Source organism: Saccharomonospora piscinae (assembly GCF_005862235.1).
In the GTDB taxonomy this organism is placed as follows: Bacteria; Actinomycetota; Actinomycetes; order Mycobacteriales; family Pseudonocardiaceae; genus Saccharomonospora; species Saccharomonospora piscinae.
This window is the reverse complement of record NZ_VCEK01000002.1, coordinates 620,954-636,109: the sequence shown is the minus strand read 5'-3', so window position 1 is coordinate 636,109 and position 15,156 is coordinate 620,954. Positions and strand designations below refer to the sequence as shown.

Sequence of the window (15,156 nt, the reverse complement as noted above, 5' to 3'; positions counted from 1 at the left end):
AGTCCCTCCCTCACGCGGCCTCGTGCCTGGCTCGACCTTTCGGCTGCCGTGCTCACGCGCGAGGACGCCGCGAGGTTGCCCCGCGACTCAGGCCGTCCCCGAAAGCGGCGGAGGCGTGGTGGGCGGCACGAACCGGCCGTCGGGGCCGGGGCGGTACGGCAGCACCGCCCGCACGGCCGCCGACGGCACCGGCCCGTAGACGTGCGGAAACCAGGGGCTCTCCCCCGGCTCGCCCGGTTCCCAGCGCACCGGGACACCGAGCAGGGCGGGGTCGATCCACAGCACCACGAGATCGGTGCGCCCCGCGTACAACCGGTTCGCCGGCAGATGCACCGTGCCCGGGTCGGAGCAGTGGATGAATCCGGCGTCGTCCAGCGATGCCGCGCGGTACGACCCGCCCGGGGGCACGGCCTCCCAGTCGGCGGCCGGGCAGAGGTGCAGGATCATGCGCCGAACGTATCAGCGCAGCGTGAGCTGCCTGCCCACCAGACCGTCGCGCGCCCGCCGTTCCGCCGCGTCGAGCGGGGTGTCGTCCAGCGAGGTCAGCGCCTTGTCCAGCCGGGCGGCGAGCTGCTCGGCCGGCTCGCTCCACTCGCGCGCGTGCGCCTCGGCGTCCAGGTCCCACACCGGCACCAGCAGCCCGTGTGCCCGGAACGACCCGGCGTAGCGCGAGCCCTCGCCCAGTGACAGTTCCCCCGCGGCCGACAGGCGCGCGAGCGCCTGCAGCAGCCTGTTCTCGTCGGCGGGCCACACCCAGCGCAGATGCGCCTTCTCGCCCGCGAGCGTCCAGTACGCGCCGGGGCGGAGCCGCTCGGTGGGCATGATCGCGGCGTTGGCCCGTTCGAGCGACATCGCCACCTCGCCCGTGGGCTGGGCGTCGTCCTGCAGCCACCAGCCGAAGTCGGAGTGCAGCTCCACGTCCAGCTCGGCGTCGGGAACGAGCAGGTCCTGCAACCGCTCACCCGCCTGCGGCTCGCTCGTCGTGTCGGGCACCGAGAGCACCTGGCCGGGTTGCGCGTCGAGCGCCCACCGCAGCGCGCGGCCGAGGTCGCGACTGACGTCCGACGACCGCGTCTGCACCTGCATGCCCAGCAGGATCTCGCCGTTCTCGGCGCGCACCATCGCCGCCGCGGCCACCGGAAGCACCGAGGCCAGGGTGACCGTCCGATCGCCCGCGTCCCGGACCGCCAGTGCGGCCGTGGCCGACGGCACGAACTCGCGCAGGGCGATCAGCTCCGGCTCCGCGGCGAGTCCCTCGAAGGGGCGCGCCACGAAGACGTCGCGGACCTTCCGCCTGCCGTCCTTCTGCGGATTCTTCCTGCGTGCGCCCTTGCCCACGGTGTCGCCTCCTGCGTGTCTGCCGAATCGGCCCGACGCTTCCCGGACCCGCGTTCAGACTAGGGCGTGTGCTCCACGGAGGCTCGCCGCCCGGCTGGCACGGCGGACCTCACTCCGGCCGCGTCTGTTCGACCACCCACGCCAGGTAGTCGGCGCTGCCGCCCACGATCGGCGTCGTGATGACCTCCGGCACGTCGTAGGTGTGACGCTGCCGCAGATGCGCGACCAGCGCGTCCGCCCGATCGGCCGCCGTCTTGACCTCCACGCGCCACTCCGGGTCGGTGTGGACCCGCCCCTCCCAGCGGTACACGCTCGTGATCGGGCCGACCACCTGCGCGCATGCACCGAGCCGCGCCTCGACCGCGTCAGCCGCGAGCTGCCGCGCGGCGGCGTCCGAATCCGTCGTCGTGGACACGAGAACCTGTTCCGGGATCATGCCCGTCAGGCTAACCTGGGGAAGATGACGACTCGGCACGACGAAGGCCCGGTCGTGCTCCACGGCCGAATTGTCCGGCTGCGCGAGTTCACCCTCGCCGACCTGGACGGCGTGCGTGGCGTCATCGGCGACAACCGCGTCGCCCACCACCTCTCGTTCAACACGCGCAACGCCGAGCAGGCGCGGGAACTCCTGCACACGATCGTCGAGCAGGCCCGGGCCCGGCCGCGCAGCGAGTTCTACCTCGCCATCACGCCGCGCGACGCCGACCGCGCGGCCGACAACGACCGGGTCGTGGGCTTCACGCGGTTGCAGCGGACGCACCCGTACTCCGGCAGGCTCGTCTACGCCGTCGCCCACGCCCACCAGGGCCGGGGCTACGCGGGCGACGCGGTGCGCACCCTGCTCGACTTCGCGTTCGGCACGCTGCGGCTGCACCGGATCACCGCCGCCGTCGGCCCCGACAACCGCGCGGGGCTCGCGCTCGTCGAGAACATCGGCTTCACGCGCGAGGGCGTGCTCCGCGACCACGTCCACGCCAACGGCGCCTGGCGCGACTCGGTGCTGTTCTCCCTCCTCGCCCCCGAATGGCGGCGGAGCAGGGAGGACTGAGGCCGGGCCGCCCTTGTCGGCGTCGAAGGCGGGCGAGCCGCGGCCGAGCTGTCCGAACACCTCCACACGTTCACCAGCGAACGTTTAGCCTTGCCGTCGTGACCAGCCAGCAAGCCGCCGAGCGGGTGGAGCTCGTCGGCTTCGCCAGGCTGGCATTCGCCGGTGTTCAAAGCGCGCAACTCGGCTACGCCATCGCTCACGACCAACAGCGGCGCGGCTACGCGACCGACGCCGTGCGAACCATGCTCGACTTCGCGTTCGGTCCCCTCGGGCGGCACCGGGTGTCCGCCGCGATCGGCCCGGAGAACGTCGCGAGCCTCGCCGTCATCAAGCGGGTCGGGTTCACCCGCGAGGGAGTACTCCGCGATCACGTGTTCACCAACGGAGCGTGGCGCGACTCGGTGTTGTTCTCGATTCTCGTCGACGAGTGGGCGCCCCACGTCGGCTAGTTCGCCAACGTCCTCGCCGGGCGGAGCCGTGCCGGGTCGCCGGGGAACTACGCTCAGGGCGTGTTCGACCCTCGCGATCCCGCGTTCCTCGCCGACCCGTATCCCGCGTTCGCCGAGTTGCGGGCACGTGGTCCCGTCCACCGGCACGACGGGCTCGGCCTCTCGGTCGCCGTGTCCCACGAGGCGGCCTCCGCCGTGCTGCGGCACCGCGGTCTCGGCCGGATCTGGGTCGATGCCACGCCGCTGGAGCAGTTCGCCTCGTTCAACCTGCTGCACCGCCACTCCCTGCTGGAGAACGAGCCTCCCGCGCACACCCGCCTGCGGCGGCTGGTGTCGTCGGCGTTCGCGCGCGGGCACGTGGAGCGGCTGCGACCGGCTGTCGACGCACTGGCCGACCGGCTGGTGGCAGACCTGGCCGAGCGGATCGCCGCCGACGGCGAGGCGGATCTGCTCGAACACCTCGCCCAGCCGCTGCCGGTCGCGGTGATCGCCGAGTTGCTGGGCATCCCGGCCGCCGACGGGCCGAGGCTGGTGGAGTGGAGCAACGCCATCGTCAAGATGTACGAGTACGGCCTGCCACAGCCCCGGCGCGAGGCCGCCGAGCAGGCCGCCGCCGCGTTCGCCGGTTACCTGCGCGCGAAGGCCGACGACCGCGCCATCAGCCCCGGCGACGACCTGCTCAGCCACCTCGTCGCCGCCGACCTCACCGGTGACGAGGTGGTGGCCACCGCCGTGCTGCTGCTGATGGCGGGCCACGAGGCCACCGTCAACGTCGTCGGCAACGGCGTCCACGCACTGCTGTCCCACCGGGAGCAGTGGGAGCGGCTCGTGGCGGACCCGGATCTCGCGCCGACGGCCACCGAGGAGCTGATCCGCTACGACTCGCCGCTCCAGCTGTTCGAGCGCACGGCCACCACGGACGTCGAGATCGCGGGGCACCGCGTGGCGGCGGGTGACAGGATCGCGGCGCTGCTGGGTGCCGCCGCCCGGGACCCGGAGGTGTTCGCGCGACCCGATGTCCTCGACATCGGGCGCACACCCAACCCGCATCTCGGCTTCGGCGGAGGTGTGCACTACTGCCTTGGCGCTCCGCTGGCCCGCATCGAGATCGCGGCGGCGCTCACCGCGCTGGCCCGGCGGCTGCCCGGGCTGCGGCTCGCGGACACCGCCCGGCGGCGACCGGAGTTCGTCATCCGGGGCTTCGCCCACCTGCCCGTGACCGCCTGAGTTCCGGCTCAGCGCGCCGCGGTCCTCGGGCGCGCGCGGCGCGGTAACTCGGGCGCGTTCGCCACCCGAAGCACCCTCGGGGGCCGCACCCACTGCTCCTCCACCGGCGCGAGCAGGCGAGTGAACCGGCGGACGACCCGCACCGTCAGCACGGCCAGCGCCAGGGCCGTCAGGTCGGTCAGGGCGGTGAGGAACACGGCGTCCACCTGGGCCTGGACACCCTCGCGCGCCCGCCACACCACGGTGAGTACGAGCAGCACGGCGTTGCCGACCCACGCCGCCCACCAACCGAGCACCAGGCGCGACGGCCGGGGCCGCCGGTTCGCGGGCCTGCGGGTGGCGGCGTGTTCCAGCTCGGCGAGGATCGGGCCGGCCAGCACCAGGTTCACCCCCGGCACCAGCACGCCAACCAGCACCTGCCCGGTGCTGCGCGGAGGTCGCTGGCCCGCTTCCTCCGCCGCCGCCGTGCGCGCGACCAGCAGCCACCACACCGTGACGGCGACGGCGAACACCGTCATGACGAACGTCAACAACGCGAACGTCAGCACGAGCACGTCCGAGGCGCCCACCACGGCGGGGTCCAGCGCGGTGTCCCGGCTGAGCACCAGCAGCGCGTAACGCCAGATCTCGGCACCGGCGGCCACGGCGGCCAGCCCCGCCAGCGCCCACAGCACGGCGACGGCGTTGCGCGCGATCAGCAGCAGCCGCTGCGACGGCACCAGTACCGCCGAGTTCGTGCCCGGCACCGCCGTGGGCCACCGCCACACCACGTGCGGGAACCCCCAGCGCGGGGGGATGTCGTAGGACGGGGGCCCCGAGTACCGGCCGCCTCGCCCGCGGGGGCGGGAAGCAGGCGGCCTGCTTCCCGCGCCGGGCACCGTCGCCACCCAGCGCACGGCGGGCCAGTAACGCCCGTCGCGATGTCCCGGGGAGGGAGGCCGTCCCGGTGCCGTCCCGTTCACGTGTCGGCCTCCGGCGTCACAGCACCTCGGGCGCGGCGTCGCCGTGCTCGCCGACCATCGGCCGCCCCGCCGCCTGCCACGTCTTCATGCCGCCCGCCACGTTCACGGCGTCCACGATCCCGGCCGCGTTCAGCCACGCCGCCGCGCGTGCCGACCGGCCACCGGTGCGGCAGATGACGTGGACGGGGCGGTCGTCGGCCAGTTCGGGCAGCTCCCCGGCCCGCGACGGCAGGTCCCCCAGCGGGATGTGGATCGCGTCGGGCGCATGGCCCGCCGCCCACTCGTCGGGCTCCCGCACATCGAGCAGCACGTACTCCTCCGTGGGGAGTTCGTCGATCGAGACCGTGGGTATATCGGCGGAGTGGTTCACGGCCCCATCGTCGCATGCCGGTCCGTGCGATGCCCGTGAGCCGTCAGCCCCTGCGGTGCCTGCCCGCTGTGTCGCGCCGCGTGTCGGCCGAACCGGGTCCGCGCCGGTCACGCAGGAATCCGAGCCGGTCGGGAGCGTGCAGCTCCAACATCACGACGTCCACGTCACCGCGGATCCGGTGGGAGGTCGCGAGGCTGACGATCACGGCGGTGAGCAGTGCGGCCGGTACCGTCAGCAGCGCGGGCTGCGTCACGAACCACGGCATCGGCTCGCCGAGGACGAGGCCCGCGACGGAGAACCCGACGGCTGTCAGCACCCCGGCCCCGCCGACGAGCATGCCCAGCATGGCGCCGAGGTCGGTGAGTTTGCGCCACCAGATCCCCAGCAGCAGCACCGGGCAGAACGTGGAGGCGGCCAGCGCGAACGCGAGGCCCACGGTGTGGGCGATGTCGTCGAGCGGCAGCGTCGCCGCCGCGGCGGCGGCCAGACTCGCCACGACGATCACCGCGATGCGGAAGTCGCGGGCCTGGTTCGTCAGCAGGTCCGCCGACACCAGCCCGGCGACGCTTTCGATCAGCCCCGACGACGTGGACACGAACGCCGAGAACGCCCCCGCCGCCACCACGGCGACGATGATCTGGCCTGCCATGCCGGAGACCATGGCCGAGGGAACCTGGAGTACCGCGGCGTCGGTCTCCCCCGTCACCAGCAGTCGTGGCGCGTAGAGGCGCGCCAGCGAGCCCAGCAGGATCGGGAACAGGTAGAACAGGCCGAGCAGCAACAGCACCTGCACGGTCGTGCGGCGCGCGGCCCTGCCGTCGGGGTTGGTGTAGAAGCGGGCCAGCACGTGCGGCAAGCCCATCGTCCCCAGGAAGGTCGCCACCATCACCGAGTACGTCCACCACAACTCGTCGGCGTCCTCGGTGGGCCGCAGCCAACTCGCGTTGTCGAGTGCCGCATCGGTGACCACGGGCACCGCCGAGCCGGGCGGGAACAGCAGCCGTTGCCCCTCACTCACCGAGTGGTCGACGCCCGGCAACCACATCGTCGGGCCGGGCCGGTCGCCGTCGAGTTCGTGGACCACGGTCGGCTCGCCCACCCGCAGTGTGACGTCCGTGCCCACCGTCACGGTGGTCTCGCCGGAGAACTCCGGCGGTGCCTGCGCGCCCAGCTCACCCGAGGACCCCGCGCCTCCGCTGCCGAGGAACACCGCGCACAGCACGAAGGTCGGGATCGCCAGCGCGAACAGCTTGATCCAGTGCTGGAACGCCTGGACCAGCGTGGCGGCCCGCATCCCGCCCCACAGCACGTGGGCGACGATGAGCACCACCACGACGACCGGGCCCCACCACGGCTGCGCCCCCGGCAGGATGGTGCGCAGTGCCAGCCCGACGCCCTGCAACTGCGGCACCAGATACACGATCCCGAGCGCCAGCACGAAGAAGCTGGAGACCCGGCGCAACGACGGGGAGTTGAGCCGGGCCTCCAGGAAGTCGGGGATCGTGTACGCGCCCGAGCGCCGCAGCGGAGCCGCCACGAAGATCACCAGCGCGAGGAAACCCGCGGTGAAGCCGATGGGGAACCACAGCGCGTCGGCACCGTCCTTGAGGACCAGCCCCGCGACCCCCAGGAAGGACGCCGCGCACAGGTACTCGCCGGAGATCGCCGACGCGTTACGCCGCGACCGCACCATGCGGCGCGCGAGCCGGAAGTCGCCCGTGGCGGTCGCCGACAGCGCAGCGCGCACCGCGAGATAGGCGGTCGCGAGCATCACCAGCGCGACACTGGCGAGGGCCCACGGGTTCAGCTGCACGGACTGTTCCCTCGCTCCGTTGCCGCCGGCGTCAGTTCTCGATCATCGCGACGAAGTCACGCTCGTGTCGCTCCGCCTGGCGGTTGTACCACAGGCCGACGCCGAACAGCAGCGGAAACGGCGCGATACCCAGCAGCATCCACGACACGGGAATGCCGATCACCCGCCACGTCGCGACCTCGGGCAGGTGGTGGAACAGCAGTGGCAACAGGCCCAGCAGCACGACGACGAGGCCGAACAGTGAGACCCCGAGCCGCAGCTGCACCTTGACCAGGTCGTGAACGAGGAGCTTGCCCCAGCTGGTCTGCTCGGCCAGCTCCACCCGCGCCCGCATGGACGCGCTCGACGTCCGCCTCGGCTGTGCGAGCACCACCCGCTTGCGGCGCGGCCTGACGGGGGCGTCCCCGCCCTGGTCCGGGGGCGACAGCGCGACGGCGGGACGTTCCACCTCCGAGGGCTTCGGCCGCTTGCCGAGTGTGGGGTCAGGTTCGCGGATGCCGTCGACGGCGCGGTAGATGTCCTCGTCGCTCATGGGCCACTACCCGAGGCGGGAGGACCCGACCAGCTTGTCCTTGAGCTCCCGGGTGTGCCTGCGGCTCACCGGCAACACCTTCTCGTCGTTGCCGATCACGACCTGGTATCCGCCCTGCCCCATGCGCAGCTCGGTGATGAGCTGGATGGCCACCAGATACGAGCGGTGGATACGCACGAACCCGGCCTTGGACCAGCGGTCCTCCAGCTGCGCGAGCGGGATGCGCACCAGGTGGCTGCCCTCGGTGGTGAAGAGCCTGGCGTAGTCGCCCTGCGCCTCCACCCACCGCACCGACGAGCGGGGAATGAGCTTGGTGGTGCCGGCCAGCTCGACCGGGATGACCTCCTCGTCCCGGCTGCCTGCCGCGGGCTCGGGCGGCAACCGCTGCCCGGTCGCGGCCTGGAGCTTCTCCAGTACCCGCGCCACCGCCTTGTCGATGCGCTCCTGCCGGGCCGGTTTGAGCACGTAGTCCACCGCACCGAGGTCGAACGCGTCCACGGCCTCGTTCGCGTGCCCGGTGACGAACACCAGCACCGGAGCGGGGTTGAGCGAGGCGAAGACCCGCGACATCTCCATGCCCGAGAGCCCGGGCATGTTGATGTCGGCGAACACGGCGTCCACGGGCGGCAGTCCGCGCTGCTGCCGCGCGCGGATGTGGGGGTTGTCCGAACCGAGGATGCGCAGGGCCTCCGACGCGTCCACGGCGCAGATCACGTCGCCGACGTGCGGGCTGGCCTCAAGGCAGTGCTTCAGTTGGTCAAGCCCGGGCGGCTCGTCATCCACAGCCAGGACGAGCAGCGCCGAGGTGTCATGGGGAGCACTCACAGTGAAACGCATCCTGCCGCTTGCGGGGGTCGATGTCCACTACGCTGCCGGGCGAATCGGGCGCCACCCGGGTACCCCAGAGTAGCGTCGACCGATCACAGTCCGAAGCGGGACCACAACGAGCGGTGGTTCACGGCGTCGAGCACCGCCGCCGCGGGCGCCCCGACCCCGAGTCGTGCCAGGAGCGCCTTCTTGGGCTCCGCCACGACGATCTCCGCGTCGGGATACCGCTGTTCCAGCACGTCACGCAGGTTGCCGACGCCGTCGACGAGCCCCAGCTCGGTCGCCTTGGTTCCCAGCCACACGTCACCGTTGAACAGGTCCTGGGTGTCGGCGAGCCGGTCGCCGCGGCGCTGTGTGACCCAGTCGACGAACAGCTCGTGCAGCTGTGTGTGCAGCGTGTGCAGCCACTCCACGTCCTCCGGCTTCTCCGGGCTGAACGGGTCGAGCCGCGACTTGTTCTCACCTGCCGTGTAGAGCCTGCGCTCCACGCCGAACCGTTCGAGCAGGCCCGCGAAGCCGAACGTCCCGGTGATGACGCCGATCGAGCCGACCAGCGACGTGCGGTGTGCGTAGATCTCGTCGGCCGCGCACGCCAGCCAGTACCCGCCGGAGGCCGCGACGTCTTCGGCGAACGCGATGACCGGGACACCCTTCTCGTCGGCGAGCTGGCGGATGCGCTCGGCCACGAGCCCGGACTGCGTCGGGGCGCCACCGGGTGAGTTGATCTGCAACGCGACGGCCTTGAGCCGCTCGTGCCCGAAGGCACGCTTCAACGCCGACTCCAGCGACGCGAGGTTGATGACCCCGCGCGCGGCCAGCGGCGAGGCCTGCGGCGTGATCACACCGTGCAGCTTGACGACGGCGACGACGTCCTTGCGCTCGACCCGCTCACCGAGCTTGGGGATACGCGAGACCAGGGTGTCCTTGCGACTCATGGCCCCAGCGTAGGGGAATTCGCGCCGGTGCCGGTGGTGCGGCGAAGGCACCTTCACGCCTCACGAGCCGAGCGCGGCGCCCGCACGGGGCTGGGAGGGGCCACGACGTTGCGGCACCACCTCGTCGACGTAACCCGGCATGTCGGGCCGGACCGCGCGTACGAACTTCGGCACCCGCATGGTGACCTTCATGCCCGCCCCGACTGCCGTCTCCACCATCAGCGAGTACCGGTCGCGATAGACCTGGAACATCCGTCGGTTGATGCCCGCGAGCCCGATGTGGGCGCTGCCGTGTGAGTTGCGCATGCCCTCCAACAGCGCGGGATCCATGCCCACGCCGTCGTCCTCGATGCTGATCTCGGCCTCGTTGCCGATGTCCTGTGCGACCACGGTGACCGTGCCCCCACCGGGCTTGTTCGCGATCCCGTGTTTCACGGCGTTCTCGACGAGCGGCTGGATGAGCAGGAACGGCACCACGACCGACTGCACCTCCGGCGCGATCTTGAGGCGCACGTTGAGCCGGTTGCCGTATCGGGCACCCTCGATGGTCAGGTAACGGTCGATGTTGCGCAGTTCCTCGGACAACGTCGTGTAGGTTCCCTCGGCGCGGAAACAGTAGCGCGTGAAGTCCGCGAAGTCCTGGAGCAGTTCGCGCGCCTCCTCCGGATCGGTCCGGATCAGCGCCGAGATCGTGTTGAGTGCGTTGTAGACGAAGTGGGGAGAGATCTGTGCCCGCAGCGCCTTGATCTCCGCCTGGTGCAGGTCCTGCCGGGCGTCCTGGAGCCGGGCGGCCTCCAGCTGGGTCCGGATGAACGTGGCGACCGCCTCGGACATCTTCACGATGCGCCGCCCACGCGAGCGACCCACGACGATCAGTACCGCCTCGGGCTCGTCCTCGATCAGCAACGGAACGATCACCGCGGTGCGCATGCGGCAGGTGCCGCGATGGTTGCACGGCACCTTGTTGTGGGAGACCACCTCGTGCCGTTTCTTGCGGATGGCAGCGCCGACCGGATCGACGAGGTCCACATAGTGATCGTTCGCCTCACCGTCCCACGACAGCAGCGTGCCCTCGCGGTCGGTGAGTCCCACGGCGACACAGCGCAGCAGCGCGAGCTTCCGTGACGTGATCTTGTCGGCGGCGTTCTGGTTGAGGCCGTGCTCGAGTTCCATCGGCGAGCCGGACAGCAGGACCACCGCCCGGAGCACGGCGTCCTCGACCGCGCCGCCTGGGTTACGGCGGCGGATGACGACGGCGAGGAGTGCGGCCAGCCCGGCGAGGCAGGCGCCCGCGCCGAAGGCCACCAGGGTCTGCGTGGTCAACACACTTGACACAGCGTCCATGCTCGGTGTTCACCCCGTCACGTGCAAGATCTGGCCCGACACGGTCCGTATGCTTCATGACACAGCGTTCCGATATGGACACGTGGAGTCACGAACTCTTGGTGTGGCGCTCATTTCAGCAGCCGGGACAGCCGCCGGTCGGCCAGCGGCCTACCGCCCGTCTGGCACGTGGGGCAGTACTGGAGTGCGCGGTCCGCGAAGGACACCTCGCGCACCGTGTCACCGCAGACCGGGCACGGCAGGCCGGTCCGGCCGTGCACACGCATCCCGGAACGCTTCTCGCTCTTGAGCCGGGCGGCCTGCTGTCCGACCGATCGCTCCACCGCACCCGTGAGGACCTCCCGCACGGCATGGGCGAGGCCGTCGAGCGACTCGCTCGACAGCTTGCCCGCCGTGGCGTAGGGCGACAGGCGCGCCGTGTGCAGGATCTCGTCGGAATAGGCGTTGCCGATCCCGGCCACGAGCGACTGGTCGACGAGTGCCGTCTTCAACCGGGCCGTGCTGCCGTGCAGCAGCCGCGCCCAACCCTCGCGGTCCACCTCCAGCGCGTCGGGCCCCAGCCGCGCGATTCCCGGCACCTCGGCGGGATCGCCCACGATCCACACGGCGAGGTCCTTCTTCGTTCCGGCCTCCGTGAGATCGAAGCCGGGCCCCGCGCCCGGTTTGCCCCCGGCGGGCGGCTCACCGGACAACCGGACGCGCAGCGCGACCGGCCCACGCCCCGGCTTCGGCGGCGCGGGCGCCAGCGCGTCGGACCAACGCACCCACCCCGCCCTGGCGAGGTGGACGACGAGATGCAGCCCGGCGCAGTCCACGTCGAGATACTTGCCGTGCCGGGCCGCTCCCGTGACCTGCCTGCCGTGGAGTTCGGTCCAGGCGGGGCTCACGGTCTTGAGCACCGTGAGCGACGCGACGTCGAGGCGCGTGACCTCGCGCCCCACCGCGTGCTCCCGCAGGAAGTACGCGAGCGCCTCGACCTCGGGGAGTTCAGGCACGGCTACTCACTCGACCGGGTGTAGCGGACCGTCGAAGTCGGGCAGGTCGTGGCGCTGGATGGACTTGGCGATGCGCTGCACCTCGCCCCGGACGTTGACGATTCCGATGACCGTACCGACCCACCGCTCCGACGGCCGCTCGCCCGTCTCGTCGCCCTCCGTCTCGGCCACCACGGTCCACGGCCTGCGCAGCACCCAGCGCAGCGGGAAGAACAGGGCCAGCAGCAGCAACGCCAGCGGGACCCAGCTCGGCACCACGACGTCCTCCGGCATCCACACGAGTACGACGACGCCGAGGGCGATGGCCACCCCCATCATCGCCAGACCCGGGGTGTAGTTGGCCGCGACGTCGTGATCGAAGTCGTCGGCCGTGGCGGGCCGGCGCCATTCCATCTGCGCGCGGATCACCCAGTCCCGGCCGTCGGAGCCCTGGACAAGCCGGTTCATCCGCTTCCTCCGCTACCGCGTTCGTGCAGATCGTCACCGCAACGTTACCGTGATCGTCACGGTCCCGGGAAGTCCACGCCACCTGGTGACTCGGCCGAGTCACCCACGGCCTCGGTCACGGTGTCGGGTGCCACCCGTTCGTGCGGCGATCCGGCCCACGGCGGCCTGCCGGGGTCGATCGGCGGCCCGCCGCCCGGGCGATCGTCCGGCCCGCGCACGGGGTCGGCCTCGTCGGCGCCGTCCTGATCGTCACCGCCGACACCGAGATCGTCCCGGATCTCGTCGCCTACGCCGGGACCGCCGGGAACATCGGGCGGCACGGTGTCCGACACCTCCGACACCTCCGACTTGACGACCGACGTGACGGCTCCGGTGGTACTCCACGCGGGCAGCGTGTACTCCGTGTCCTTCAGCGCTCCCGAGACCGACCCCGCCGACCCCGCTGGCCCCTCTCCCGTCAGCGAGGACAGCAGGGAGGTCGGCAGCGAAGTCGACGGAGCTCCCGACGACGACAGCTCCGATCCCGACGAGCCCGGCAACGCGCCCTCGCCCGCGATGTCCCTGCCCGAGCCGAACCCGGTGCCGGACGAGTCCGCCTGCTCACCGCTCGACCGCTCGATGACCACCCCGCCCTGCGGTGGAGCGCCCGACCAACCGGGCGCGGTGTCGTCGAGAATCGGCGTGCCGACCATGCCGACCACCGCCGCCGCGGACACGAACGTGAGCCCGACCTTGCCGCCGCCGGACACGGCGACGGCGGTCGCCGTCGAGACGCTCACTCCACCCGCCCCGGCACCGCCGACCGCCGCCGAGCCGCCCGCCGCCACGGCGGCGCCCGTCGTGGCGGCGCCACCGGAGGCGGTCGACGCCAGCCCCGACAACGGCACGACCACGGCGAGAGCGCCCGCGTAGGCCCGCAGTGACGAGCACACCTGACGCAACTCGGCGTGTGTCGACCGGCACGACGAACAGCGGCGCAGATGGTGACTGATCTTGGTCGCCTCGGTACCGGTGACGCTGCCCGCCGTGTAACCGCCGAGCTTGCGCACCACGCCACGGCAGTGACCCGAGCTGTGTTCGGCCGCCAGGTGCGCCTGGAGATACGCCGCGCGCAGACCGATGCGGGCGCGCCGCGCGAGTGCGGCGGTGGCGTTGGCGCTGAGCCCGAAGTGGGGCGCCAGCACGGCGGGCTGCTCGCCCTCGACCTCGGTGCGCCACAGCACCGTCCGCCAGCGTTCGGGCAGGCTGGTGAAGGCACGGGTGACCAGCGACGCGTCCGCGTTGCTGACCTGCCAGTCGGCGCCGACACCCGCGTGTTCGGTGAGCTCCTCGTCGCTGACCGGCACGTCGCGGCGCGCGGCCTGCCACTCCCACGCGACCCGCCTCGCCACGGTCAGCAGGTAGGCACGCACGTTCTCGCGCGGGCCGTTGCCCCGGCGCAGCGCCTGCAGCACCCGGAAGAAGGTTTCGGCGGTGACGTCCTCGGCCTCGGCGGCGTCGGCGACCAGGCCCCGGGCCAGCCTGCGCACGGCGGCCTGGTGGGCCTGGAAGAGTTCGCCGAACGCGGCGTCGTCGCCGCCACGGATGCGCTCGATCAACCCGAGTTGGTCGGATGCGGAGACCGAGTCCTTCAACATTCAGCCAGGCACCCCCTCCGGGCCGTAGCCCTTTCGGTTGAACTTTGAACACCATACGGAGCCATCCCGGCACCCGCACGCTTCGTGTCGAGGGTGTAACCAAACCACCCGCTATCGGGTGTCGGAAGGGACGGTATAGACTGGGTGCCGCACTGGACGACAGACCGGTGCATGCGGACGTAGCGCAGCTGGTAGCGCATCACCTTGCCAAGGTGAGGGTCGCGGGTTCGAATCCCGTCGTCCGCTCTCAACACGAAGGGGCGGTGGCCACGGGCCGCCGCCCCTTTCTCGTGAGCGACGCAGGACAGGACGCCGCAGTGGGCGTACAATAATCTGTACAAGCAGCGAATGCCGGAGGTGTCACGTGAGGACCATGAGCTACTCCGAATCCCGGGCACACTACGCCGAGACCCTCGACTCCGTGGTCAATGACCGGGAAGAAGTGGTGATCACCCGCGCGGGGCACGAACCGGTGGTCCTGGTGTCGCTGGACGACTACGAATCGCTCAAGGAAACCGCCTACCTCCTGCGCAGCCCCGAGAATGCCCGCCGCCTCGTCACCGCCATCGAGCGCCTGGAAGCAGGCGGTGGGAGCCAGCAGGATCTCGTCCAGTGAAGCTGGTTTGGGACGAGTTCGCCTGGGAGGACTACCTCTGGTGGCAACAGGAGAACAGGAAGATTCTCAAACGCATCAATCAGTTGCTCACCGACATCCAGCGCAACGGCAATGAGGGCCTGGGCAAACCGGAGCCGCTGAAGCACGGGTTCCAGGGCTACTGGTCTCGGCGCATCACCGATGAGCACCGCCTCATCTACAAGATCGCCGGCGACGAGATCCGGATCGCCGCCTGCCGCTATCACTACGGCCGGTGACGAACCGGAGAACTTCCGCGTCGACACCGTGCCCCCGGGCCTCGAACCGGGCGACCACAGGCTCAGCCCGTACCTCACAGGTTCCGATAGACCTCACGGCGATGCGCCACGCGCACGACAGTGACGACGACATGGTCATCCTCGATCCGGTACACGACGCGATAGTCGCCCACCCGGATGCACATCACCCCGGACGGCTGCCCCACCAGGCTCCTCGCACCGGCCGGTCGCGGTTCGGATCCGAGTGCGGTCACCGCACGTGCGACTCGCCGCGCGGCACCGCGATCCAGCTTGCGAAGCTCACGGACGGCCGGAGCCGTCCACTCAATGCGATAGTCCACCGACGCGAGAACCCAGC

Annotated in this window: 19 protein-coding genes and 1 tRNA gene; 6 read left to right on the top strand and 14 right to left on the bottom strand. The window is 71.3% G+C overall.

The window, feature by feature from the left end; genetic code table 11:
• Nucleotides 1-87: 87 nt before the first annotated feature.
• The 3 genes from FFT09_RS08690 to cutA all read right to left on the bottom strand — a co-directional run bounded on the left by FFT09_RS08690 (nt 88) and on the right by cutA (nt 1,774).
• The gene (locus FFT09_RS08690) at nt 88-447 is read right to left on the bottom strand and encodes a DUF952 domain-containing protein (protein ID WP_138382349.1); all 360 of its coding nucleotides are present in this window, start codon (nt 445-447) and stop codon (nt 88-90) included.
• A 12-nt stretch (nt 448-459) separates the two neighbouring features.
• Complete coding sequence (locus FFT09_RS08685; protein ID WP_081192886.1) at nt 460-1,338, bottom strand: DUF5926 family protein; 879 nt, start codon at nt 1,336-1,338, stop codon at nt 460-462.
• 109 nt (nt 1,339-1,447) lie between these two features.
• Entirely contained in the window at nt 1,448-1,774 is a 327-nt protein-coding gene (cutA, locus tag FFT09_RS08680; protein ID WP_138382348.1) for a divalent-cation tolerance protein CutA, read from the bottom strand.
• Between the two features lie 24 nt (nt 1,775-1,798).
• Between cutA and FFT09_RS08675 the strand changes: the two genes are divergently transcribed.
• The 3 genes from FFT09_RS08675 to FFT09_RS08665 are packed head-to-tail and all read left to right on the top strand — an operon-like array spanning nt 1,799 to nt 4,062.
• Nucleotides 1,799-2,386, top strand: a complete 588-nt coding sequence (locus FFT09_RS08675) for a GNAT family N-acetyltransferase (RefSeq protein ID WP_081192882.1) — start codon at nt 1,799-1,801, stop codon at nt 2,384-2,386.
• Entirely contained in the window at nt 2,362-2,835 is a 474-nt protein-coding gene (locus FFT09_RS08670) for a GNAT family N-acetyltransferase (RefSeq protein WP_138382347.1), read from the top strand. Before FFT09_RS08675 ends, FFT09_RS08670 begins: the two co-directional genes overlap by 25 nt.
• A 60-nt stretch (nt 2,836-2,895) precedes the next feature.
• On the top strand, nt 2,896-4,062 hold the full coding sequence (locus FFT09_RS08665; RefSeq protein WP_138382346.1) for a cytochrome P450: 1,167 nt from the start codon (nt 2,896-2,898) through the stop codon (nt 4,060-4,062).
• 8 nt (nt 4,063-4,070) lie between these two features.
• Here FFT09_RS08665 and FFT09_RS08660 read toward each other — a convergent pair whose 3' ends face one another.
• The 10 genes from FFT09_RS08660 to FFT09_RS08615 form a co-directional block, all read right to left on the bottom strand.
• Nucleotides 4,071-4,958 carry a DUF4328 domain-containing protein gene (locus FFT09_RS08660; protein WP_081192878.1) on the bottom strand — a complete coding sequence of 296 codons (888 nt, stop codon included), beginning with the start codon at nt 4,956-4,958 and terminating at the stop codon, nt 4,071-4,073.
• A gap of 82 nt (nt 4,959-5,040) precedes the next feature.
• Nucleotides 5,041-5,394: a rhodanese-like domain-containing protein gene (locus FFT09_RS08655; protein ID WP_024876911.1), complete on the bottom strand. Its 354-nt coding sequence runs from the start codon at nt 5,392-5,394 to the stop codon at nt 5,041-5,043.
• A 43-nt stretch (nt 5,395-5,437) separates the two neighbouring features.
• The gene (locus FFT09_RS08650; protein WP_138382345.1) at nt 5,438-7,207 is read right to left on the bottom strand and encodes a sodium/solute symporter; all 1,770 of its coding nucleotides are present in this window, start codon (nt 7,205-7,207) and stop codon (nt 5,438-5,440) included.
• 31 nt (nt 7,208-7,238) lie between these two features.
• Entirely contained in the window at nt 7,239-7,739 is a 501-nt protein-coding gene (locus FFT09_RS08645; RefSeq protein WP_138382344.1) for a hypothetical protein, read from the bottom strand.
• A 6-nt stretch (nt 7,740-7,745) separates the two neighbouring features.
• Nucleotides 7,746-8,576, bottom strand: coding sequence for a LytR/AlgR family response regulator transcription factor (locus tag FFT09_RS08640; protein WP_081192874.1), 831 nt, complete (start codon nt 8,574-8,576; stop codon nt 7,746-7,748).
• An 83-nt stretch (nt 8,577-8,659) separates the two neighbouring features.
• Nucleotides 8,660-9,502 carry a S49 family peptidase gene (locus FFT09_RS08635; protein ID WP_138382343.1) on the bottom strand — a complete coding sequence of 281 codons (843 nt, stop codon included), beginning with the start codon at nt 9,500-9,502 and terminating at the stop codon, nt 8,660-8,662.
• Between the two features lie 60 nt (nt 9,503-9,562).
• Nucleotides 9,563-10,846, bottom strand: coding sequence for a sensor histidine kinase (locus FFT09_RS08630; protein WP_081192870.1), 1,284 nt, complete (start codon nt 10,844-10,846; stop codon nt 9,563-9,565).
• A 110-nt stretch (nt 10,847-10,956) separates the two neighbouring features.
• Nucleotides 10,957-11,841 (bottom strand): Fpg/Nei family DNA glycosylase, encoded by an 885-nt coding sequence (locus FFT09_RS08625; RefSeq protein WP_138382342.1) that lies wholly within the window; start codon nt 11,839-11,841, stop codon nt 10,957-10,959.
• A 6-nt stretch (nt 11,842-11,847) separates the two neighbouring features.
• Nucleotides 11,848-12,288, bottom strand: a complete 441-nt coding sequence (locus tag FFT09_RS08620) for a hypothetical protein (protein ID WP_024876918.1) — start codon at nt 12,286-12,288, stop codon at nt 11,848-11,850.
• Between the two features lie 56 nt (nt 12,289-12,344).
• Nucleotides 12,345-13,925, bottom strand: a complete 1,581-nt coding sequence (locus FFT09_RS08615) for a sigma-70 family RNA polymerase sigma factor (RefSeq protein WP_138382341.1) — start codon at nt 13,923-13,925, stop codon at nt 12,345-12,347.
• Between the two features lie 173 nt (nt 13,926-14,098).
• Between FFT09_RS08615 and FFT09_RS08610 the strand changes: the two genes are divergently transcribed.
• The 3 genes from FFT09_RS08610 (at nt 14,099) to FFT09_RS08600 (ending at nt 14,798) form a co-directional block, all read left to right on the top strand.
• Nucleotides 14,099-14,171 (top strand) — tRNA-Gly (locus FFT09_RS08610).
• A gap of 127 nt (nt 14,172-14,298) precedes the next feature.
• On the top strand, nt 14,299-14,541 hold the full coding sequence (locus FFT09_RS08605) for a type II toxin-antitoxin system Phd/YefM family antitoxin (RefSeq protein ID WP_081192864.1): 243 nt from the start codon (nt 14,299-14,301) through the stop codon (nt 14,539-14,541).
• Entirely contained in the window at nt 14,538-14,798 is a 261-nt protein-coding gene (locus FFT09_RS08600; protein ID WP_081192862.1) for a Txe/YoeB family addiction module toxin, read from the top strand. Before FFT09_RS08605 ends, FFT09_RS08600 begins: the two co-directional genes overlap by 4 nt.
• A gap of 74 nt (nt 14,799-14,872) precedes the next feature.
• Here the strand turns inward: FFT09_RS08600 and FFT09_RS08595 are convergent, their stop codons facing one another.
• The gene (locus FFT09_RS08595) at nt 14,873-15,139 is read right to left on the bottom strand and encodes a type II toxin-antitoxin system RelE family toxin (protein WP_138382340.1); all 267 of its coding nucleotides are present in this window, start codon (nt 15,137-15,139) and stop codon (nt 14,873-14,875) included.
• Nucleotides 15,140-15,156 lie beyond the last annotated feature (17 nt).

What these genes read in the sequence shown, in the direction of transcription:
- FFT09_RS08690 (WP_138382349.1), bottom strand. Translation starts at nt 447, where the DNA reads ATGATCCTGCACCTCTGCCCGGCCGCCGACTGGGAGGCCGTGCCCCCG.
- cutA (WP_138382348.1), bottom strand. Translation starts at nt 1,774, where the DNA reads ATGATCCCGGAACAGGTTCTCGTGTCCACGACGACGGATTCGGACGCC.
- FFT09_RS08675 (WP_081192882.1), top strand. Translation starts at nt 1,799, where the DNA reads ATGACGACTCGGCACGACGAAGGCCCGGTCGTGCTCCACGGCCGAATT.
- FFT09_RS08670 (WP_138382347.1), top strand. Translation starts at nt 2,362, where the DNA reads ATGGCGGCGGAGCAGGGAGGACTGAGGCCGGGCCGCCCTTGTCGGCGT.
- FFT09_RS08645 (WP_138382344.1), bottom strand. Translation starts at nt 7,739, where the DNA reads ATGAGCGACGAGGACATCTACCGCGCCGTCGACGGCATCCGCGAACCT.
- FFT09_RS08640 (WP_081192874.1), bottom strand. Translation starts at nt 8,576, where the DNA reads ATGCGTTTCACTGTGAGTGCTCCCCATGACACCTCGGCGCTGCTCGTC.
- FFT09_RS08635 (WP_138382343.1), bottom strand. Translation starts at nt 9,502, where the DNA reads ATGAGTCGCAAGGACACCCTGGTCTCGCGTATCCCCAAGCTCGGTGAG.
- FFT09_RS08630 (WP_081192870.1), bottom strand. Translation starts at nt 10,846, where the DNA reads ATGGACGCTGTGTCAAGTGTGTTGACCACGCAGACCCTGGTGGCCTTC.
- FFT09_RS08620 (WP_024876918.1), bottom strand. Translation starts at nt 12,288, where the DNA reads ATGAACCGGCTTGTCCAGGGCTCCGACGGCCGGGACTGGGTGATCCGC.
- FFT09_RS08615 (WP_138382341.1), bottom strand. Translation starts at nt 13,925, where the DNA reads ATGTTGAAGGACTCGGTCTCCGCATCCGACCAACTCGGGTTGATCGAG.
- FFT09_RS08605 (WP_081192864.1), top strand. Translation starts at nt 14,299, where the DNA reads ATGAGCTACTCCGAATCCCGGGCACACTACGCCGAGACCCTCGACTCC.